The 17,326-nt window shown below is 61.2% G+C and carries 17 protein-coding genes and 1 tRNA gene; 8 read left to right on the top strand and 10 right to left on the bottom strand.

Annotated features, from left to right (window positions below; translation table 11 throughout):
• Positions 1-25: 25 nt before the first annotated feature.
• Positions 26-868, bottom strand: coding sequence for a glucose 1-dehydrogenase (locus tag HB676_RS00250; protein ID WP_213735650.1), 843 nt, complete (start codon positions 866-868; stop codon positions 26-28).
• 156 nt (positions 869-1,024) lie between these two features.
• Between HB676_RS00250 and HB676_RS00245 the strand changes: the two genes are divergently transcribed.
• The 3 genes from HB676_RS00245 to HB676_RS00235 all read left to right on the top strand — a co-directional run bounded on the left by HB676_RS00245 (position 1,025) and on the right by HB676_RS00235 (position 4,667).
• Positions 1,025-1,987 carry an HWE histidine kinase domain-containing protein gene (locus HB676_RS00245; RefSeq protein WP_213735649.1) on the top strand — a complete coding sequence of 321 codons (963 nt, stop codon included), beginning with the start codon at positions 1,025-1,027 and terminating at the stop codon, positions 1,985-1,987.
• A 242-nt stretch (positions 1,988-2,229) separates the two neighbouring features.
• Positions 2,230-4,011, top strand: coding sequence for an EAL domain-containing protein (locus HB676_RS00240; protein ID WP_213735648.1), 1,782 nt, complete (start codon positions 2,230-2,232; stop codon positions 4,009-4,011).
• 251 nt (positions 4,012-4,262) lie between these two features.
• Positions 4,263-4,667 carry a YccF domain-containing protein gene (locus HB676_RS00235; RefSeq protein ID WP_213735647.1) on the top strand — a complete coding sequence of 135 codons (405 nt, stop codon included), beginning with the start codon at positions 4,263-4,265 and terminating at the stop codon, positions 4,665-4,667.
• Here the strand turns inward: HB676_RS00235 and HB676_RS00230 are convergent, their stop codons facing one another.
• The gene (locus HB676_RS00230; RefSeq protein WP_213735646.1) at positions 4,668-6,383 is read right to left on the bottom strand and encodes a SulP family inorganic anion transporter; all 1,716 of its coding nucleotides are present in this window, start codon (positions 6,381-6,383) and stop codon (positions 4,668-4,670) included.
• A 193-nt stretch (positions 6,384-6,576) separates the two neighbouring features.
• Here HB676_RS00230 and HB676_RS00225 point away from each other — a divergent pair.
• The 3 genes from HB676_RS00225 (at position 6,577) to HB676_RS00215 (ending at position 7,417) form a co-directional block, all read left to right on the top strand.
• Positions 6,577-6,653 (top strand) — tRNA-Arg (locus HB676_RS00225).
• Positions 6,654-6,839: 186 nt separating this feature from the next.
• Positions 6,840-7,088 carry a hypothetical protein gene (locus HB676_RS00220; RefSeq protein ID WP_218625619.1) on the top strand — a complete coding sequence of 83 codons (249 nt, stop codon included), beginning with the start codon at positions 6,840-6,842 and terminating at the stop codon, positions 7,086-7,088.
• 137 nt (positions 7,089-7,225) lie between these two features.
• The gene (locus tag HB676_RS00215) at positions 7,226-7,417 is read left to right on the top strand and encodes a hypothetical protein (RefSeq protein ID WP_213735645.1); all 192 of its coding nucleotides are present in this window, start codon (positions 7,226-7,228) and stop codon (positions 7,415-7,417) included.
• Positions 7,418-7,430: 13 nt separating this feature from the next.
• Here the strand turns inward: HB676_RS00215 and HB676_RS00210 are convergent, their stop codons facing one another.
• From HB676_RS00210 to HB676_RS00185, 6 genes are all read right to left on the bottom strand, one after another.
• Positions 7,431-8,429 (bottom strand): oligopeptide/dipeptide ABC transporter ATP-binding protein, encoded by a 999-nt coding sequence (locus tag HB676_RS00210; protein WP_213735644.1) that lies wholly within the window; start codon positions 8,427-8,429, stop codon positions 7,431-7,433.
• Complete coding sequence (locus tag HB676_RS00205; RefSeq protein WP_213735643.1) at positions 8,426-9,415, bottom strand: ABC transporter ATP-binding protein; 990 nt, start codon at positions 9,413-9,415, stop codon at positions 8,426-8,428. Before HB676_RS00205 ends, HB676_RS00210 begins: the two co-directional genes overlap by 4 nt.
• 3 nt (positions 9,416-9,418) lie before the next feature.
• Positions 9,419-10,342: an ABC transporter permease gene (locus HB676_RS00200; protein ID WP_213735642.1), complete on the bottom strand. Its 924-nt coding sequence runs from the start codon at positions 10,340-10,342 to the stop codon at positions 9,419-9,421.
• Complete coding sequence (locus HB676_RS00195) at positions 10,339-11,280, bottom strand: ABC transporter permease (protein WP_213735641.1); 942 nt, start codon at positions 11,278-11,280, stop codon at positions 10,339-10,341. The genes HB676_RS00200 and HB676_RS00195 overlap by 4 nt, the downstream gene beginning before the upstream one ends.
• A gap of 20 nt (positions 11,281-11,300) precedes the next feature.
• Positions 11,301-12,905, bottom strand: a complete 1,605-nt coding sequence (locus HB676_RS00190) for an ABC transporter substrate-binding protein (RefSeq protein ID WP_213735640.1) — start codon at positions 12,903-12,905, stop codon at positions 11,301-11,303.
• A 285-nt stretch (positions 12,906-13,190) separates the two neighbouring features.
• Positions 13,191-14,360 carry an amidohydrolase/deacetylase family metallohydrolase gene (locus tag HB676_RS00185; RefSeq protein WP_213735639.1) on the bottom strand — a complete coding sequence of 390 codons (1,170 nt, stop codon included), beginning with the start codon at positions 14,358-14,360 and terminating at the stop codon, positions 13,191-13,193.
• A 199-nt stretch (positions 14,361-14,559) separates the two neighbouring features.
• On the opposite strand from HB676_RS00185, the gene HB676_RS00180 reads away from it, so the two are divergent.
• Positions 14,560-14,841: a hypothetical protein gene (locus tag HB676_RS00180; protein WP_213735638.1), complete on the top strand. Its 282-nt coding sequence runs from the start codon at positions 14,560-14,562 to the stop codon at positions 14,839-14,841.
• A gap of 93 nt (positions 14,842-14,934) precedes the next feature.
• Here HB676_RS00180 and HB676_RS00175 read toward each other — a convergent pair whose 3' ends face one another.
• Positions 14,935-15,612, bottom strand: coding sequence for a DUF899 domain-containing protein (locus tag HB676_RS00175; RefSeq protein ID WP_213735637.1), 678 nt, complete (start codon positions 15,610-15,612; stop codon positions 14,935-14,937).
• Positions 15,613-15,662: 50 nt separating this feature from the next.
• Positions 15,663-16,652, bottom strand: a complete 990-nt coding sequence (locus tag HB676_RS00170) for a tripartite tricarboxylate transporter substrate binding protein (protein ID WP_213735636.1) — start codon at positions 16,650-16,652, stop codon at positions 15,663-15,665.
• Positions 16,653-16,807: 155 nt separating this feature from the next.
• Here HB676_RS00170 and HB676_RS00165 point away from each other — a divergent pair, with 155 nt between their 5' ends.
• Positions 16,808-17,227: a VOC family protein gene (locus HB676_RS00165; RefSeq protein ID WP_213735635.1), complete on the top strand. Its 420-nt coding sequence runs from the start codon at positions 16,808-16,810 to the stop codon at positions 17,225-17,227.
• Positions 17,228-17,326 lie beyond the last annotated feature (99 nt).

Below are 17,326 nucleotides of genomic sequence, written 5' to 3'. Positions count from 1 at the left end.
GATCGGCTGGCCGGATGTTCGCGGCCTATTCCGGAATCTCGCCGAATGCCTTGCGCATGGCGACATAGCCTTGTTGCTGTGCGGTCCAGTTGCGGCCGCCGGTGATGGCGCCATCGATCACCAGATCATGACCGTTGATGAAACCTGACTCGTCGCTGGCGAGAAATACCGCGGCATGGGCGATATCCTCGGGTAAGCCGGCACGCGGGATCGGCTGCGCTGTCTTGGTGACCTCGCGCATGATCTCCGGCGTTTTCTCCGCGGCTTCGACCGACAGGCCCAGCGCCTTGCCGAAGATGCCGGTGGCGATGATGCCCGGCGAAATACTGTTGACGCGGATGTTGGCCTCGCCCAGCTCCATCGCCACGCATTTGGTCAGATGAATAACCGCGGCCTTGGCGGCGCCGTAGACAAGCGACGACGAATAGCCGGCCAGCCTGCCGGCGATGCTGCCATTGTTGATGATGCTGCCGGAACCCTGGCGGCGCATATGGGGTGCTGCGTGCTTCATGCCCAGCATCACGCTGCGCAGCAGCGTCGCGATCGCGGTGTCGAAGCGCGCGGCGTCAAGGTTTTCGATGCCGCCGGTTTGCGCCGGGCCGCCGGCATTGTTGAAAAGGCAGTCGATGCGGCCGAACGTATCGACCGTCTGGCCGATCAAGGCCCGGATATCTTCCTCGATGGTGACGTCGGTGCGCCGAAACACGCAGGCGGTGCCGAGTCTTTTGGCAAGTTGCTCCCCTTCGGAAGCCCGGCGTCCGGCGATGACGATTTTCGCGCCTTCGGCGACGAACATCTCGGCGGTGCGCAGGCCGATGCCGCTTGTCGCGCCAGTGATCACCGCGACCTTGCCGTCCAGCCGTCCCATTCCCGTTCTCCTTTTTGACAAGGTTGAGTTCAATAATCTGCGGCCCGCCGGAACAACGCAAGCCACAAGCCCGATTTAACAGCCATTCTCGCAGAACAGGTACTCGTTCCATGCTCGGCCTTGGACTGGACTCTCTGATCGGGCTGATATGACCCGATGGTAAAATTGATCGACGAGTTTCAACGGGGCTGGCAGGGAATCTCGCGACCGTCACCGCTATTCAGCATCGGCTTTGCGGCATCTTGCATTGCGGCATCGACCGCGGCGCGTTGGCTTCTTTCGATGATCCGGCCGGATGTCTACTTTACCCCCTATTTCCCCGCCGTATTCTTTGCCACCGCGTTTGGCGGCTTACGGATCGGGATTGCGACGGCCGTGATGGGCGGCTTGTTCGGCTTGACCCTGAATTTCGGCGATACCCCGACCGATTTTGCCAGATTGGTGCTGTCGGTCATCTATCTTGTCGTGTGCAGTCTTACGATCTGGGGTGTCGAGCACTATCGCTCGGTCGCCGCAAATCAGCGGGAAATCTCCGCGCAACTGATCCAGGAGGAGGCCTACCGCAAGCTCATCGTCGATGAGCTCCAGCATCGGCTGAAAAACAAGTTATCGACTATTCACGCGGTGCTGCATCAGGTGTTGCAGGATCAACCGCAGGTCTGGGCCAGCATCGATCAACGGATGCGGGCGCTGTCAGCGACCGACGATCTGATTGCCAGGGTTGATGGCCGTGGTTGCGATATCAAGGATCTCCTGCAGTCCGAACTCGGGCCATATGGCCATGCCCGGTTTGACCTGAACGGCGATCGGTTGTTTCTTCCAGCCAAATTGGCGGTGAGCCTGGCGTTGATATTTCACGAATTGGCCACCAACGCCGGGAAATACGGTGCGTTTTCTGCCGCCGGCGGGTTTTTGCAGGTTTCGTGGTCGATGATCGAAGATCGCCTCAATATTGCGTGGGACGAAATGGAAGGACCGCCGATCGGCGAAATCGGCGCGGCCGGGTTCGGCAGCAAATTGCTGAAGACTGCACTCACGCCTTTTGAAGGCAAGACCGAAATTACCTTTTTGAAGACTGGCATTCATTGCACGCTGCAATGCCGCATACCTGCCAATTAAACAGCGCAAGATGAACGGCGCAATACGCAAGATGAACGCGCGAATCGGACGCGCTTGCGCACGCAAACCCGCAGGATTTGTTGTTGACAGTATCCGTGTAAGGGCATTCTGAAGTCGCGTTGACGGTCTGTTAATGACGATCAGGACGGCGCCGATTTAAATCGCATGCATTGAGAGCTGTCACGGCTTTTCGGAGGTCCACTTAACCAAAACTACAAGAGACTTTGACACTTTCGGCTTCCATGCAAAGCCCGATTCGAAAAGACCTCTACGCCCCGGCGCAAGGAGACAGCGAAATAGCTGTCGACAGCGAGTTGAACATCTTGCGGGATGTTTTCAGAATGCTCCCGACCGGCATCACGGTTCAGGACGAGCAGGGCCGCTTCCTGATGGTCAATGACGCGGCTGCGGTGCAGTTGGGCCTGGCCGAAGGACAGTCGCCCGCACTTCCCTCGAAATATCTGAACGATCGTCGCGAGGCTTGCCTCGAATTGCTCCGCGCCGGGCGCGCCGCCGTTGCGGAAGAATGTTTCACCGCCGGCCAGGGCAAGCAGACCTTGCTCACGGCCCATCGGCCGGTCCGTATCGCGGACCGAAATTTGCTGCTGTCGAGCTCCGCCGATATCAGCGATCAAAAAGCCGTCGAGGATCATCTGTTCCGTTCGGCGTATTTTGACGAATTGACCAACCTGCCGATGCGCCGGGTGATCGAGCACCGCGCCAACAGCCTGATCCAGCATGACGGCGCGGTCTCCAGGTTCGCGCTCGCCTTTCTCGACATCGATAATTTCAAACACATCAACGATTATTACGGCCATTCGATCGGGGACGCGCTGCTGATCGAGGTCGCCAAGCGGTTGGGGCTGGATCTGCGCGAGTCCGACATGCTGTCGCGGATCAGCGGCGACGAGTTCATGCTGTTGCTCAATCCGATCCGGAACGAGGCGGAGGTGGCGGAATATATCCAGGCGACGCTGCAGCGGCTGAAAGCTCCGTTCTTTATCGACGGCTCGGAAATATTCGCCTCGACCTCGATCGGGGTCAGTCTCTATCCCGATCACGGACGCAGCTACGACGTGCTGCGCCAGAATGCCGACATCGCGATGTACCGCGTCAAGAATGACGGCAAGGGATCGGCGGCGTTCTTCGACTCCACCATGGAGCACGAGGCGTTTGAACGAATGAAGATCGAGCAGTCGCTGCGGCTGGCGATTCTGGAAAAGCGTTTTTGCTGTGCCTTTCAGGCCAAGGTCGACATCCGGACCCGGGATATCAAGGGCATCGAGGCGCTGGTTCGCTTGCGTGACGATGAGGGCGTGATCCAGGCTCCGGGCACCTTCATCAATCTCGCCGTGGAATTGGGATTGATCGACGATCTGACGCATCTGGTGCTGGCGGAGATCGTCAAGTCGATTGATCTCATCAACGAGACCTTTGGTCCTGCTACCACCATCAGCATCAACGTCGCGGCCAAGCAGGCCGGCAATCCGGAGTTCATGCGCTCGTTCGCGCAGGCGCTGGAAGCGACCGGTTTCCCCAAACGGTTCATGATCGAGGTGACCGAAGACGCATTCGTCACCAAAACCCATTTCCAGGACCAGATTCTGCCGATCTTCCGCAGACTGGGCGTCGGCATCTCGATCGACGATTTCGGCATCGGCTATTCGTCGCTGTCGGCGCTGGCCGATATCACCGCCGACGAAATCAAGATCGACCGTTCGTTCATTACCGACATCCATTTGCGTCCGCGCAGCCAGGGAATCCTGCGGGCCATTGAATCGCTGAGCGAGGCCCTTGGAATGACGATGATCGCGGAGGGCATCGAGTCCTTCGAGGAACTCGCCTATCTGCAGGCCGCGACCCGAATCCGCTATGCGCAGGGATATTATTTCTCCCGGCCGATTTTCCTGGAAGAACTCAAGCCAAGCTTACCCGCCATCAGCGAGGCTCGCGTCAGCCTTGCGAGCCGCCCGCAGCAGGAAGGCCGCCAGGCCCATGCGCGCCCCGAGCGCTATCGCCGGTAAGACATTTGCACTTCAGGCGCTGCTTCCATCCTTCGAGACGCGACCAAAAGGCCGCTCCTCTGGATGAGGTCCCAACCAGGATCAGGTCTTTAATCCTCATGGTGAGGAGCGCGTTTTCGTGCGTCTCGAACCATGAGGCCAAGGAAGTCGCCGACTATCCCCACCGCATCGGAAGGCCTATAAACGGCGCGAAGTGTCCGCAGCGAACGCGGAGCCATATTTACGAGAAATCGCATTTTACGAGAAATCCCATGGCCCCTGTCTCGATGATTTTGAATATCTTCTGGATTCTCTGCGGCGGCCTTTGGATGGCCGCCGGCTGGGTAATTGCCGCCATCATCATGGCGATCACCATTATCGGCCTGCCCTGGGCGAGGGCCGCGTTCAATATCGCGGTCTATACGCTGTTGCCCTTCGGACAAAAGGCGGTCAGCCGCGAGAGCCTGACCGGTCAATCCGATCTGGGCACCGGCGTGCTCGGCCTGATCGGCAATCTGATCTGGCTGGTGCTGGCGGGCTGGTGGCTGGCGCTTGGGCACATCGTGACCGCGGTGGTGCTGGCCGTGACCATCATCGGCATTCCCTTTGCCTGGGCTCACGTAAAACTCGCCGGCATCGCGCTGTGGCCGATCGGCAAGGTGATCGTGCCGGCTTGATCAACCTGTCACGTCTGCCTTGCCCAACGCCTTGATCGCTTCATCGACGCTTTGAAAAATATGATCTGTGCCCAGCAGCGTACAGATGCCGAAGCGGTCCATGGCGTCGAGGGCGCGGACGGATTCCAGCCGGGCGACAGCAAAGTCGACGCCGTCGGCATGACAGCGGCGAATGAGATCGGTCATCACCTGTGCGGCGGTAAAATCGATCTCGACAATGCCGGTGGCTTCGAGCACGAGCAGCCGCGCCTTTTGAGGTGACGACTGCAACGCCGCCAGGACGTCGTGGCGGAAATGATAGGCGTTGAGAAACGACAGCGGCGCCTGGAATCCCGCGACAATGATGCCGGGCTCCTGTTCGCCGGGAAGATTAGAACTCGATGGCCACCAGATCGAGGTGCCGGGCACGCGTTCATAGGCCTGCACCCGGGCCTGCGTCGTGGTCCAGATGCCGTGCAGCAGCGAGAGCGCGATGCCGATACCGACGCCTTGTTCGATCGGCAGCAGGATGATTCCGACCGCCGTCAGCACGATCAGCAGGAACTCGCCGAGCGACTGCTTGAATATCGTGACGATCTGGCCGACGCGGATGATCCGCAGCGCGACGAACAACAACACGCCGCCAAGCGCGGCATTGGGGATTTGGCGTAACAACGACGCGCCGAACAACAACAGCAGGATCACGATCGCCACCGCCGCGAGGCCGGCGAGCTGGGATTGGCCGCCGGTCTCGGACACCACGGCGGTGCGCGGCGGACTGGCATTGACGGGAAACGCGCCGATCAGTCCGGATAGAATACTGCCCGTGCCGACGCCGACGAAATCGCGGTCGACATCCGGCGGCTCGTTGGGATTGGACTGGAACGAGCGCGTGGTCGCGGCGGTCTGCACCATCACGACAATGGAGATGATCAGGCTCAGCGACAACAAGCTCGTCAGTTTGCTGACGGAGACGACGGGAATCGCCACCGCCGGCATCGTCACCGTGACGGCACCGAGCACGCTGACGCCCCGGCTCTCCAACGCAAGCAGCACCACGGCAGCGACGGCCAGCGCGAGACCGATCAATGCGCCGGGAATCCGCGCATCGATCTTTTCGGAAACGGTGATGATCGCCAGCACGCCGAGCCCGATCACCAGCGTATAGGGATTGGTCTGTCCGAGATGCCCAATGAGAATCGCGAGCTTCTGCAGCATCGGGCCTTCGGGGCCAGGCAGCCCGAGAATCGCCGGCAATTGCGAAATCAGGATATGGACCGAAATGCCGGCCAGAAAGCCGGTGGTGACAGGGATCGACAACAGATCGGCGATCCAGCCGAGGCGGAAAATGCCGGCGGCCAGCAGCATCAGCCCGACCATCAGCGCCAGCGCCGCCGCAAGCGTCAGGTAGTCCGGCGAGCCGGTCGCGGCCAGCACCGCCAGGCCCCCGGCAAAAATCGGCGTGATTGTCGAATCCGAACCGGACGACAAAAAGCGGTTGCTTCCGAACGCCGCGAACGCCAGCGAGCCCGCCAGAAAGGCGAAAAAGCCGATTTGAGGCGCGAATCCACCGAGCCGCGCCGTCGCCATCTGTTCGGGGATCGCGATCGCGGCCAGCGTCAGGCCGGCAAACAGATCGTGGCTGATGAATTGAATCGGGTAGGCGCGCAGCGAGCGAAATACCGGCCACGGCTTGGCTGTATTAGCGGTATCAGCAGCGCCGGACGTCTTCGCCATCGCTTATTGTTCCCCCAAGCTGTTCCCTAAGACCGGTGCGTCCGATCGCGCGCGCTTTTCTCCGCTACGCTATCATGACGGTCCAGATCCGGAAATAAAGCCGCAAACCGGCGCCTTTTGCCCGCGCCAAGGCCTGCAAAGGTCCCGCCCGGCCGTTGCCGAGCGTGGGCCAATCGGCTAAATGAACCCCAACGCACCCGTAGCTCAGCTGGATAGAGCGTTGCCCTCCGAAGGCAAAGGTCACACGTTCGAATCGTGTCGGGTGCGCCAATTGGCTTGAAGCCCGAACGGTTGAAATTTCGAACGGCTTCAACGCTGGAAACAGCCAAAAGCCGCTCGGGATTCGCTCAGGCTGCTGAGCCACCTGCCGGCAGGATGATTGTCGCTCGGGGAGCAGACAACGAGGATTGCCTTACGGCATGATCAACACAACCGCCGGCACTTAGGAACTTTTGGGTGGGTGGGGCATTCGATACCGTCTTACCGAAAGTGATAGCTGTGCCTGCTGAAAACGACCCCTTAAGCGATCTTGATCTTAAAGAGTCCATTGACCTGCGATGGACCCTGCGGGACATCAAGGCGAAACGTTGGAAACTCTCGCCAATCGACCCCACGCATCTCGAAAAGCTGAAGGCCATGGGCCTCGTCGAGATGCGAAATGACGAACTCGTCCTGACCAATGCCGGCTTCGACGCTATTCCCTGATCGCCATTGGGCACCGTTGCACAGATCGTGGAAGTTCGGGGAATAGTTACGCCCCGGGGCGTATCGTGGTGGCCGAATGTCGAGAGAGTGTTTCGGCAGTATCTGCCCCTCTGCGGCCAACAGAAAGCGAAGCCCCCATGAGCGAGCGACTTGAGACGCTGAAAAAGGCGCGCGAGCGCATGATCGAGGACCGTGACGCCTTTGCCAAAGTGCTTGCGGCGCCCTTTGATCGGGACAAGGCCGAGCGGGCGCGGCTCAAATTTATCGAGACCCAGGGGCTGATCGATGCGATCGATCGCGCCATTGCGGGCGAGTCCACCGCGACGTAAGCGCGCAACGCGCTTAACTCGATGACGCCGCCGTTTCCGGCAAAACATCGAGATGACAGGCCGCCCATTGGCCGTCTTCCCAGGATCGAAGTTCCGGCTCTTCGGTCCGGCAACGATCGAAAACGTACGGACATCGGGTGTGAAAGCGGCATCCGCTCGGCGGATTGATCGGGCTCGGCACGTCGCCCTTGAGGATGATCGGGTTGCGTGCGGCGCCCGGCTCGGGGATCGGCACGGCCGACAGCAATGCCTTGGTGTAAGGATGTTTCGGTGCGGTGAAGATCTGCTGCCGGGTTGCCATCTCGACGATCTTGCCGAGATACATCACCGCGACACGGTGCGTCATGTGCTCGACGATCGCGAGATCATGGCTGATGAACAGCAGCGCGAGGCCGAACTTCTGCTGCAGATCCTGCAGCAGATTGACGATCTGCGCCTTGACCGAGACGTCCAGCGCCGAGACTGCCTCGTCGCAGACGATCAGTTCGGGTTCGGCCGCGAGTGCGCGCGCGATGCAGATGCGCTGGCGCTGGCCGCCGGAGAATTCGTGCGGCCTGCGGTTCAGCGCATCGCGCGGCAAGCGCACGATATCCATCAATTCCGCAAGGCGTGTTTCGAGTTCGGCTTTGGAGTTGGTCAGGCCAAAATTGCGGATCGGTTCGGCCAGGATATCCCGCACCCGCATCCGCGGATTGAGGCTCGAGAACGGATCCTGGAACACCACCTGCACCCGCCGGCGCATGCTGTGCAGTTTGTCGGGCGACAGATCGTCGATGCGCTTGCCGTCCAGCACCACCTGACCGGCGGTGATATCAAACAGCCGCAGGATCGCGCGGCCGACCGTCGACTTGCCGCAACCGGACTCGCCGACCAGCGACAGCGTCTCGCCGCGCTTGACCTCAAAGGACACGCCGTCGACGGCATAGACCCAGCCGGAGGTGCGGCTGAAAAGACCTCCGCGCACCGGAAAATGCTTCTTGAGGTCGTTGACCTGCAGCAGAGGGAGGTTCATGCGGCGCTCGCCTCTTTGGCCGCGTAATGGCACGCGGCGGTGTGGCGGGGTGCTTTTTCTTCGAGGCCCGGCGCGACCTGACGACACAGGTCAGTCGCCAGCGCGCAGCGCCCGGCAAAGGCGCAACCCTCGATCCGCATCTTGAGGCTCGGCACTTGTCCAGGGATTTCTGCAAGACGCCGTGCCGCGCCAATGAGGGAGGAGCCGAGCTTGGGCACCGCGCCGAGCAAACCCTGCGTGTAGGGATGACGGGGCGAGCGAAACAACTCGGCCACCGGCGCTTCCTCGACCTGTCGGCCCGCATACATCACCATCACGCGCTCGGCGATTTCAGCCACCACGCCGAGATCATGGGTGATCAGAATCACCGCCGCGCCGACGCGGCGCTTGAGATCCAGCATCAATTGCAGGATTTGCGCCTGGATCGTGACATCCAGCGCCGTGGTCGGCTCGTCGGCGATCAGGAGTTTCGGATTGCAGGCCAGCGAAATTGCGATCATCACGCGCTGGCGCATGCCGCCTGAAAGCTGGTGCGGATATTCGTGCACGCGCCGCGCCGGCTCCGGGATGCCCACCAATGTCAGCATCTCGATGGCGCGGGCCTCGGCGGCCTGCTTGTCCAGACCCTGATGCAGCCGCAACGTCTCGCCGATCTGGCGGCCGACGCTGAGCACCGGATTGAGGCTCGACATCGGCTCCTGGAAGATCATCGAAATGTCATTGCCGCGGATCGCGCGCATTTCCTGTTCGGAGAGCTGCAGCAGGTCCTTGCCCTGGAAGCGAATCGAGCCCGCGATCTTGCCGGGCGGTTCCGGGATCAGCCGCATCAGCGACATCGAGGTGACGGATTTGCCGCAGCCGGATTCGCCGACGATCGCCAGCGTCTCGCCTTCATTGACATGGAAGGACACGCCGTCGACCGCCCGGTTGATCCCCTCTGGGGTTCGGAAATGGGTCTGCAGGTTTTCGACTTCGAGCAGGGCCATCGTCTACAGGCTCTTCGCCATGCGGGGATCGAGCGCATCCCGCAGCCCGTCGCCGAGCAGATTGACGGCCAGAACAGTGACCGACAGGAACGCGGCGGGAAAGAACACGATGTAGGGTTTTATCTGCCACAGCGCGCGGCCTTCGGCCATGATGTTGCCCCAGGATGGAATGGTTGGCGGCGTGCCGGCGCCGATAAAGGACAGAATGGATTCCACGATCATCGCGCTGGCGCAGACATAAGTCGCCTGTACCAGCATCGGCGCCAGCGTGTTCGGCAAAATGTGACGAAGGATGATCATCGGCGTTCGCGTGCCGGACGCGATCGCACCGTCGACATAGGGCTGCTCGCGCAGCGACAGCACGACGCCGCGCACCAGGCGCGCCACGCGCGGGATTTCGGCGATGGTAATGGCGACAATGACATTGCCGACGCTGCCGCGCGTCAAGGCCATCAGCGCGACCGCGAGCAGGATCGGCGGGATCGACATCAGCCCGTCGATAAATCGCATGATGATACTGTCGGCCCATCGCACAAAGCCCGAGACGAGGCCGATCGCGAGCCCGGCAAGGGACGCCAAAGCGGCGACCGAAAGCCCGACGGTAAGCGAGACCCGCGATCCGTAAAGCACGCGCGAATAGATGTCGCGGCCCAATAAATCAGTCCCGAACCAGAAATCCGCCGACGGCGCCCGCGTGCGCTTGGCGGGCGCGATCGCGGTGGGGTCGACCGTTCCCAGATAGGGTGCAAAAATTCCGATCAGGATCAGGCACAGCAACAGCGCGCCGCCGATGGCTACCGTCGGATTGTTGCGCAGGAAGCCAAATACGCCGCGCCGAACCTTTGCGGGCGCCATCAAATCCGGCAATTGCCGGGCGATGGCGAGGCCCGGGGGAATGGGCACGGGATTGGTGGTCGTGATGGTCAATAGCGGATCCTCGGATCGACCAAGGTGTAGGTGACATCGACCATCAGATTGACCAGCGTGTAGAGGAAGCTGAACATCAGCACGATGCCTTGGATAACCGGATAATCGCGGCGCAGGATCGCATCGACGGTCAGGCGGCCGAGGCCCGGTATAGCGAACACGCTTTCGGTCACCACGGCGCCGCCGATCAATAGCGCGATGCCGATGCCGATCACCGTGACGATCGGAACGGCGGCGTTTTTCAGCGCGTGCACGAACAGGATGCTGCGCTGCCCCAGACCCTTGGCGCGCGCGGTGCGGATATAATCCTGCTGCAGCACCTCGAGCATCGAGGCGCGGGTGATGCGCGCGATCAGCGCGATGTAGACACAGCCGAGTGCGATGGCGGGGAGGATCAGGTTTTCGAGCCACGGCCAGAAGCCGGCGGAAAGCGGCTTATAGCCCTGCACTGGAAGCCATTCCAGTTCGAGCGCGAACACGTAAGCCAGCACATATCCGACCACAAACACCGGAAGCGAAAAGCCGAACACGGCGAATGTCATGATGGCGCGATCGATCCAGCTTCCCGCCTTCCACGCCGCGACCACGCCGAGCGGCACCGCGATCACAATGGTGAGGACGAGGGTGATCGTCATCAGCGAGAGCGTCGGCTCGATCCGCTGTGCAATCAGGGCCGAAACCGGCAGGTTGGTGAAAATCGACGTGCCAAGATCGCCGTGCAGGATTCGCCACAGCCAGGTCCAGAACTGCACCAGAAACGGCTGGTCGAGACCGAGGCTCTGGCGAATCCGCTCAACGTCGGCGGGGCTCGCCTGATCGCCCGCGATCACCGCCGCCGGATCTCCCGGCGCGATGTAAAGCAGGCTGAAGACGAAAAACGCGACGATCGCCATCACGGGCATGGTCGCGAGAACACGCCGGAGGATGTAGGAAACCATCTGGGTTCACCGCTTTGTCGTCACGCGGTTTTTGTCACGTCCCAGAAGAAGGGCAGCGGCCCTTTCACGATTCCCGAGACGTTCTTGCGCCAGGCCGTGTAGCTGAGGAAGAAGCCGGTCGGCGCGTAAATGACGTCTTCCATCGCGGCCTTGTTGAGGCGGGCGACCGCGGCTTTTTCCTCATCGAGGTTCTTGGCGTCGAACCACGCCGTGACTTCCTTCTCGACAGCCTCACTGGTCGGCCAGCCCCACCACGACTTGTCGCCATTGCCGCGAATGCCGGCATAGCCGGCGGGGCTGAGACAGTCGGCACCGGCGTGCCAGGTATGGAACATCTCCCAGCCGCCCTGGCCTGCGGGCGCCTTCTGGGCGCGGCGAGAACCGACCGTGCCCCAGTCCGTCGCGACGAAGTCGACATTCATGCCCATCTGCTTCAACAGATCGGCGGTAACATCACCTTGCGCCTTGGTGATCGGTTGGTCCTGCGCCACGATGCAGGACACCGGCTGGTTGGTATAGCCGCTCTCGGCGAGAAGTTTCTTGGCAGCCGCGAAATCGCGTTTGCCTTTGAGGATGTCGCCGCCATCTTCGCTGTAAAGCGGCGTGCCCGGCGTGAAGAAACCCGGCAGCGGCTTCCAGAGCGCGTTATCGTCGCCGACGATCGCACGCATATAGTCTTCCTGGTTCAGCGCTGTCAGTACGGCGCGCCTCGCCTTCACATCGTTGAAGGGCGGATGCAGATGGTTCATGCGGAACACGCCGATATTGCCGAGGGGATCGGCGATATCGACGGCGATGTTGCGGTTCTTCTTGAGCACCGGCACGAGATCGGCAATCGGATTCTCCCACCAGTCGATCTCGCCGTTCTGCAGCGCAGCCGCCGCTGTCGCCGGATCGGGTATGACCACCCATTCGATGCGGTCGATCAGCATCTGTTTGCCGCCGGCAAGCCATGACGCCTTTTCCTGGCGCGGCACATAGTCGGTGAATTTCTCGAATACCGACTTGGCGCCCGGCACCCATTCGCTTCGGACGAATTTCATCGGGCCCGAACCGACATATTCGGTGATCTGCTTGAACGGATCGGTCTTGGCGATCCGCTCCGGCATGATGAAGGTGCAAGGCGCATTGTTCTTGCCCAATGCCAGCAGCATTTTCGGATAGGGTTTTGTCAACGTCCATTTGAAGGTCTTGTCGTCGACCGCAACGAGATCGCTCTGGATCGCCTTGATCCCGATCCCCATCGGATCGCGGAACGACCAGCGCGTCAGGCTCGCCACCACGTCCTTGGCGAGCACCTTCTCGCCATCATGGAACTTCAGCCCGTCGCGAAGGCGGAAGGTCCAGGTCAGGCCGTCACTGGAAACTTCTTCGCTTTCGACCATCTGGCGCTTCGGCTGCAGATTGGCGTCGATGCCGTAGAGCGTGTCCCACACCAGTGCGGCGGCGTTGCGCACCACATATTGCGTTCCCCAGATCGGATCGAAATTCGCAAGATCGGCTTGCGGCACAAAGCGCAAGGTGCGCGCCGCGGCATTTTGGGAAAGCGCTGGCATCGAAAGCCCGCCTGTCGCCGCCAAGCTGCCTGCCCCGGCCAATCCCTTCAACACGGTTCTGCGATCCATAGAACTCTCCACTATCGGCTCGTTGCGGTGATGGCCGCCCGTTTCATTCGCCGAGGGTCCGGCGGTAAACGCGATGAAACGAACGAATTAGGTCTGATGCCAACGGTCCTCTTGCTTGCAAATGGTATGCCAGTGCGGACGCGCTCCGCCATGGAATGGAGGCGGAATAGGTATTTGGAGCGATCAATTGTTTGATCGGATCACATCGGTTGAAGTCGGTCCATAGCGTTTTCGAGCGAAGTGGGTACCGGTTCGCGTGAAGAAAACGCGTTCAAAACAAAAAGCCTAGCCCGCGAGTTGCTTGAATTGCGAAGACGGCTGCGGATGCCACCAGCGCCCGCCGATCACGACGCCTTCGGATACGATCTTGCGGTCGCCGGTCAGATGCTCGCCGACGACGTCGACATAGTCGAATTGGCCCTCTTTGATTGAAATGAGCGTGGCGTCGCCGACGCTCCCCGGTTTGAGACTGCCGAGTTCGGGACGCCGCAGCGCCATTGCCGCATTGACCGTCGAGGCCGCGACCACGTCAGAAAGCGGCATGCCCATGCACAGGAACTTGGACATCGTCGTTACCTGATCAAAAGCTGGCCCGTTGATGCAGAGGATATGCACGTCGGAAGAGATGGTATCGGGATAGAAGCCATTGGCGAGCATCGCGCGCGCGGTCTTGAAGGCGAACGAACCCTTGCCGTGGCCGATGTCAAAGAACACGCCGCGTTCGCGCGCCTCCAGCACGACCTTCTTCACGGTGCCCTGCGCGGTGGCCGGCGAATTGGGGAACGGCCGGAACGCATGAGTAAGGACGTCGCCCGGACGCAGCAGTGAGACCACTTCCTCGTAGCTCGGCGGCGGATGGTCGATATGCGCCATCACGGGCATGCCGACTTGCTCGGCGACTTCGAGCGCGATCTGCAGCGGCACAATCCCCGAAGTACCCGAGGAGTGGCGGCCCACCCGCACCTTGATGCCGACAATGAGGTCGCGGTTGGCATCGGCGACCTCCGCGGCGTCGATCGGATTCATGAGGCGGATTTCTTCGCTCTCGCCGACCATGACGCGATGCGAATAGCCATAGATGCCGGCATGCGAGACATGCAGATAAGCGAGAATGCGGACTTGACTGGGCTCGATCACATGTTTGCGAAATCCCGCGAAGTTACCCGGCCCGGCGCTGCCGGTATCGATCGCGGTGGTGACGCCGGAGGTGCGGCAGAATTCCTCGGCATCGATGCCGATCGAGGTGCCGCCCCAGTAAACATGGGCGTGCAGATCAATCAGGCCGGGGGTGACGATGTAACCCGATACATCCCGCACGTCGGTCCCCGGATCGGCCCTGAGCGCGTTTCCGACCATGGCCACCTTGCCGCCGCTAAAGGCGACATCTGTGACGGCGTCGAGCTTCTGGGAAGGGTCGATCACCCGGCCGCCGCGCAGCACCAAGTCGAAAGGCATAAGGCAGTCTCCAAATGCAGAGGGAGGAAGAGGGGGAGGGGACGTCGGGCAATAGTTTTGCAAATCCTTGCCGCTCTGTCTCCCGCTGTCTTGCTGCACCGCGGTCTGGGCAATCAAAAACGCGTTGGCGAACGCTTGGGTGGAACCAGAAGCGGCCGGATGAGGTTAAAATACGAAATGCAATGAAAAGGAGCACGCCATGAAAATATTGGCCGTCGGTTGCATCGTTCTCTCGGCACTTTTCTCAAGCGCGGCGTACAGCCGTGGCGGTGGTGGTTCGGGATCGCATCATTCGGGAATGACAGGCGGGGCGTTTGGCACCCAGCCGACTGCGCCCGGCACCAATTCCGCCGGGACGGCGCTTTCGGGCGGCGGGTCGAGTTTTGTCGGCGGTCCTCCGCTCGGCACCGGCAATCCAGCGGTCGATGCGGAAGATCGCAAGGTCTCCCGGATCGTGTCGTCGATCTGCAGGGGTTGCTAAGAAGCTTTATCGTATCCGTGAGCTCAAGGAGGCGTATCAGCTATGGCACGCCGCCGGACCCGCCGCAGGTGCGTACTGATCGCGCAGCCGCAGCTAATCCATCGGGTACGGCAGACCTTCTTCATGGCGGCCGAGCGGCGTCAGGTCGAGATAGTGATAGGCGGCATTCATCATGTCGAGGCCGCGCGCGAAGCACGAATAGGTATGGAAAATGTCGCCCGTCTCGTCGCGATAGAACACGCTGATGCCGGGCGCCTCCTCGATGCCGAAGCTCGAGGTGCCGAAATTATAGATCCCAGCGCCTGATTCGATGTCTTCCGGCCGGAACGAGACCGCATAGTCGTAATTAAAATCGTCTCCGGCGGAAGAAAACCAGTCGAAGGTCCAGCCCATCCGCGCCTTGAAGGCGTCGAGTTTGGGCAAGGGTGCGCGCGAGATCGCGACCAGGGTGGTGTCGCGTGCGGCGAGATGCGGAATCATGCGCTCGAATCCGTCGGCCCAGAACGAGCAGCTCTTGCAGCCTTCGTTCCAGTCGGGCGCGAACATGAAATGCTGCACCACGAGCTGGCTGCGCCCCCGAAACAGATCGGCCAGCGTCTGCTTTCCTTGCGGTCCGTCGAAGACATAGGATTTGTCGACCCTGACCCAGGGCAGTGCGCGGCGCTCCTCGCTCAAGCGGTCGCGGGCTCGGGTATATTCCTTTTCGTGGGCCATATGGGCTTTGCGGGCTTCGATCCATTCCTCGCGCGAGACGATCTTGTGCGGCTGCATGGCTGGCTCCTGGATTTCCGGCGGAAAACGCCCGGACTTGTCGAGGTTCCTTATTCGATCTTGATGCCGGCGAATTTGACGACCTTTTCCCATTTTTCGGTCTCGGCCGCGATCATCGCGCCGAACTCTTCCGGCGTGGCGATCACCGGGTCGCCGCCGAGCTCGACGAAGCGCTTCTTCACCTCGGGATCGGCCAGCACCGCGTTGATTTCCTTGTTCAGCTTGGCGATGATCTCCGGCGGGGTGTTCTTTGGCGCGCCCATGCCGAACAGCGCGCTGGCCTCGTAGCCCGGCACGGTCTCGCCGACGGTGGGGACGTCGGGCAGTTCAGACGACCGCGTCGCCGTCGTCACGGCCAGTGCGCGCAACGCACCGCCACGGATATGCCCGATGATGGAGGGCATGTTGTCGAACAGCACCTGGACGCGGTCGCCAAGCAGGTCGGTGGTCGCAGGCGCCGCGCCCCGGTAGGGCACATGCAGCATCTTCGCGCCGGTCATCGCCATGAACATTTCGCCGGACAGATGCACCGACGTGCCATTGCCCGACGACGCCAGGTTCACCTTGCCGGGATTGGCCTTCACATAGGCGATGAATTCGGCGACGGTTTTCGCCTTGATGCCCGGGCTGACCGTCATGATGTTCGGCACGCGATTGAACGCGGCGACCGGCGCGATGTCGCGGATGAAATTGAAGTTGAGGTTGACGTAGAGCGACGCGTTGATGAAGTTGGCAGGATTGACCAGCAGCACCGTGTAACCGTCGGGATCGGCCTTGACGACGGTCTCGGTACCGATGTTGTTGCCGGCGCCGGGCTTGTTCTCGATCACGAATTGCTGGCCCAGCCGTTCAGATAGCTTCTGTCCGACCAATCGGGCCACGATGTCGGTCGAGCCGCCGGCCGGATATCCGACAATGAAACGAACCGGCCGCGTCGGATAGTCCAGGGCGAAGGCGCTGCCCACCGGCAAGGCAAGCGGCAAGGCTAGAGCCGAGAAACCAAGTGCAACCAGACCCATCGCGGCACGACGTGATGCCAAGCGGTTTCTTCCCATAAGTGGCTTCTCCCTGTCATTCCCCAACCGCTTTGCGCGGCCCGATCTTGTTGAATTAACGGCGGTCCGCGTTGTAACAAACAAAATGTGACGCGGCCAGCGCGGCACATGCGCACGGATCTGCGACGAAAGGATAGCCTATGTCTGTCAAAGTCAACGCGCTCGATCATCTCGTGATCAATGTCGCCGACGTGGCGCGCTCAGCCGAATGGTATCACCGGGTTCTCGGCATGGAGATCAGGGTGTCCGAGCCGGGCCCGGGCAAGCCCAAGCGGACATCGCTGATGTTCGGCAACCAGAAAATCAACGTACGGCCGCTCGGCGCCGACAAGGCCGAGTGGTTCACTGCGGATCATGTGGCCGCCGGCAGCGACGATCTGTGTTTTCTTACGTCAAGCCCGCCGGAACAGGTGGTCGCGCATCTGCGGGCGTGCGGGGTCGCGATCGAAGAAGGCCCCGGGCCAAGACAAGGCGCGCGTGGCACGCTGCGGTCGGTCTATTGCCGCGATCCCGATGGGAGTCTGATTGAGATATCGTCGTATGAGGGTGAGGCGGAGTAGGGCGATCCTTGGTTCCGTCATTGCGAGCGTAAGCGAAGCAGTCCAGCTTTCCTTCTCGTTGCGAGATGGATTGCTTCGTCGCCAACGCTCCCTTGCGCA

Source organism: Bradyrhizobium sp. dw_411, assembly GCF_018449695.1.
Lineage (GTDB): Bacteria > Pseudomonadota > Alphaproteobacteria > Rhizobiales > Xanthobacteraceae > Bradyrhizobium.
This window is presented reverse-complemented; position numbering and strand designations above follow the sequence as displayed.

Coding starts and splice junctions, on each gene's coding strand:
- HB676_RS00180 (WP_213735638.1), top strand. CDS start 14,560: ATGAAAATATTGGCCGTCGGTTGCATCGTTCTCTCGGCACTTTTCTCA.
- HB676_RS00195 (WP_213735641.1), bottom strand. CDS start 11,280: ATGGTTTCCTACATCCTCCGGCGTGTTCTCGCGACCATGCCCGTGATG.
- HB676_RS00230 (WP_213735646.1), bottom strand. CDS start 6,383: ATGGCGAAGACGTCCGGCGCTGCTGATACCGCTAATACAGCCAAGCCG.
- HB676_RS00210 (WP_213735644.1), bottom strand. CDS start 8,429: ATGAACCTCCCTCTGCTGCAGGTCAACGACCTCAAGAAGCATTTTCCG.
- HB676_RS00175 (WP_213735637.1), bottom strand. CDS start 15,612: ATGCAGCCGCACAAGATCGTCTCGCGCGAGGAATGGATCGAAGCCCGC.
- HB676_RS00190 (WP_213735640.1), bottom strand. CDS start 12,905: ATGGATCGCAGAACCGTGTTGAAGGGATTGGCCGGGGCAGGCAGCTTG.
- HB676_RS00215 (WP_213735645.1), top strand. CDS start 7,226: ATGAGCGAGCGACTTGAGACGCTGAAAAAGGCGCGCGAGCGCATGATC.
- HB676_RS00240 (WP_213735648.1), top strand. CDS start 2,230: ATGCAAAGCCCGATTCGAAAAGACCTCTACGCCCCGGCGCAAGGAGAC.
- HB676_RS00165 (WP_213735635.1), top strand. CDS start 16,808: ATGTCTGTCAAAGTCAACGCGCTCGATCATCTCGTGATCAATGTCGCC.
- HB676_RS00235 (WP_213735647.1), top strand. CDS start 4,263: ATGGCCCCTGTCTCGATGATTTTGAATATCTTCTGGATTCTCTGCGGC.
- HB676_RS00185 (WP_213735639.1), bottom strand. CDS start 14,360: ATGCCTTTCGACTTGGTGCTGCGCGGCGGCCGGGTGATCGACCCTTCC.
- HB676_RS00250 (WP_213735650.1), bottom strand. CDS start 868: ATGGGACGGCTGGACGGCAAGGTCGCGGTGATCACTGGCGCGACAAGC.
- HB676_RS00205 (WP_213735643.1), bottom strand. CDS start 9,415: ATGGCCCTGCTCGAAGTCGAAAACCTGCAGACCCATTTCCGAACCCCA.
- HB676_RS00245 (WP_213735649.1), top strand. CDS start 1,025: ATGGTAAAATTGATCGACGAGTTTCAACGGGGCTGGCAGGGAATCTCG.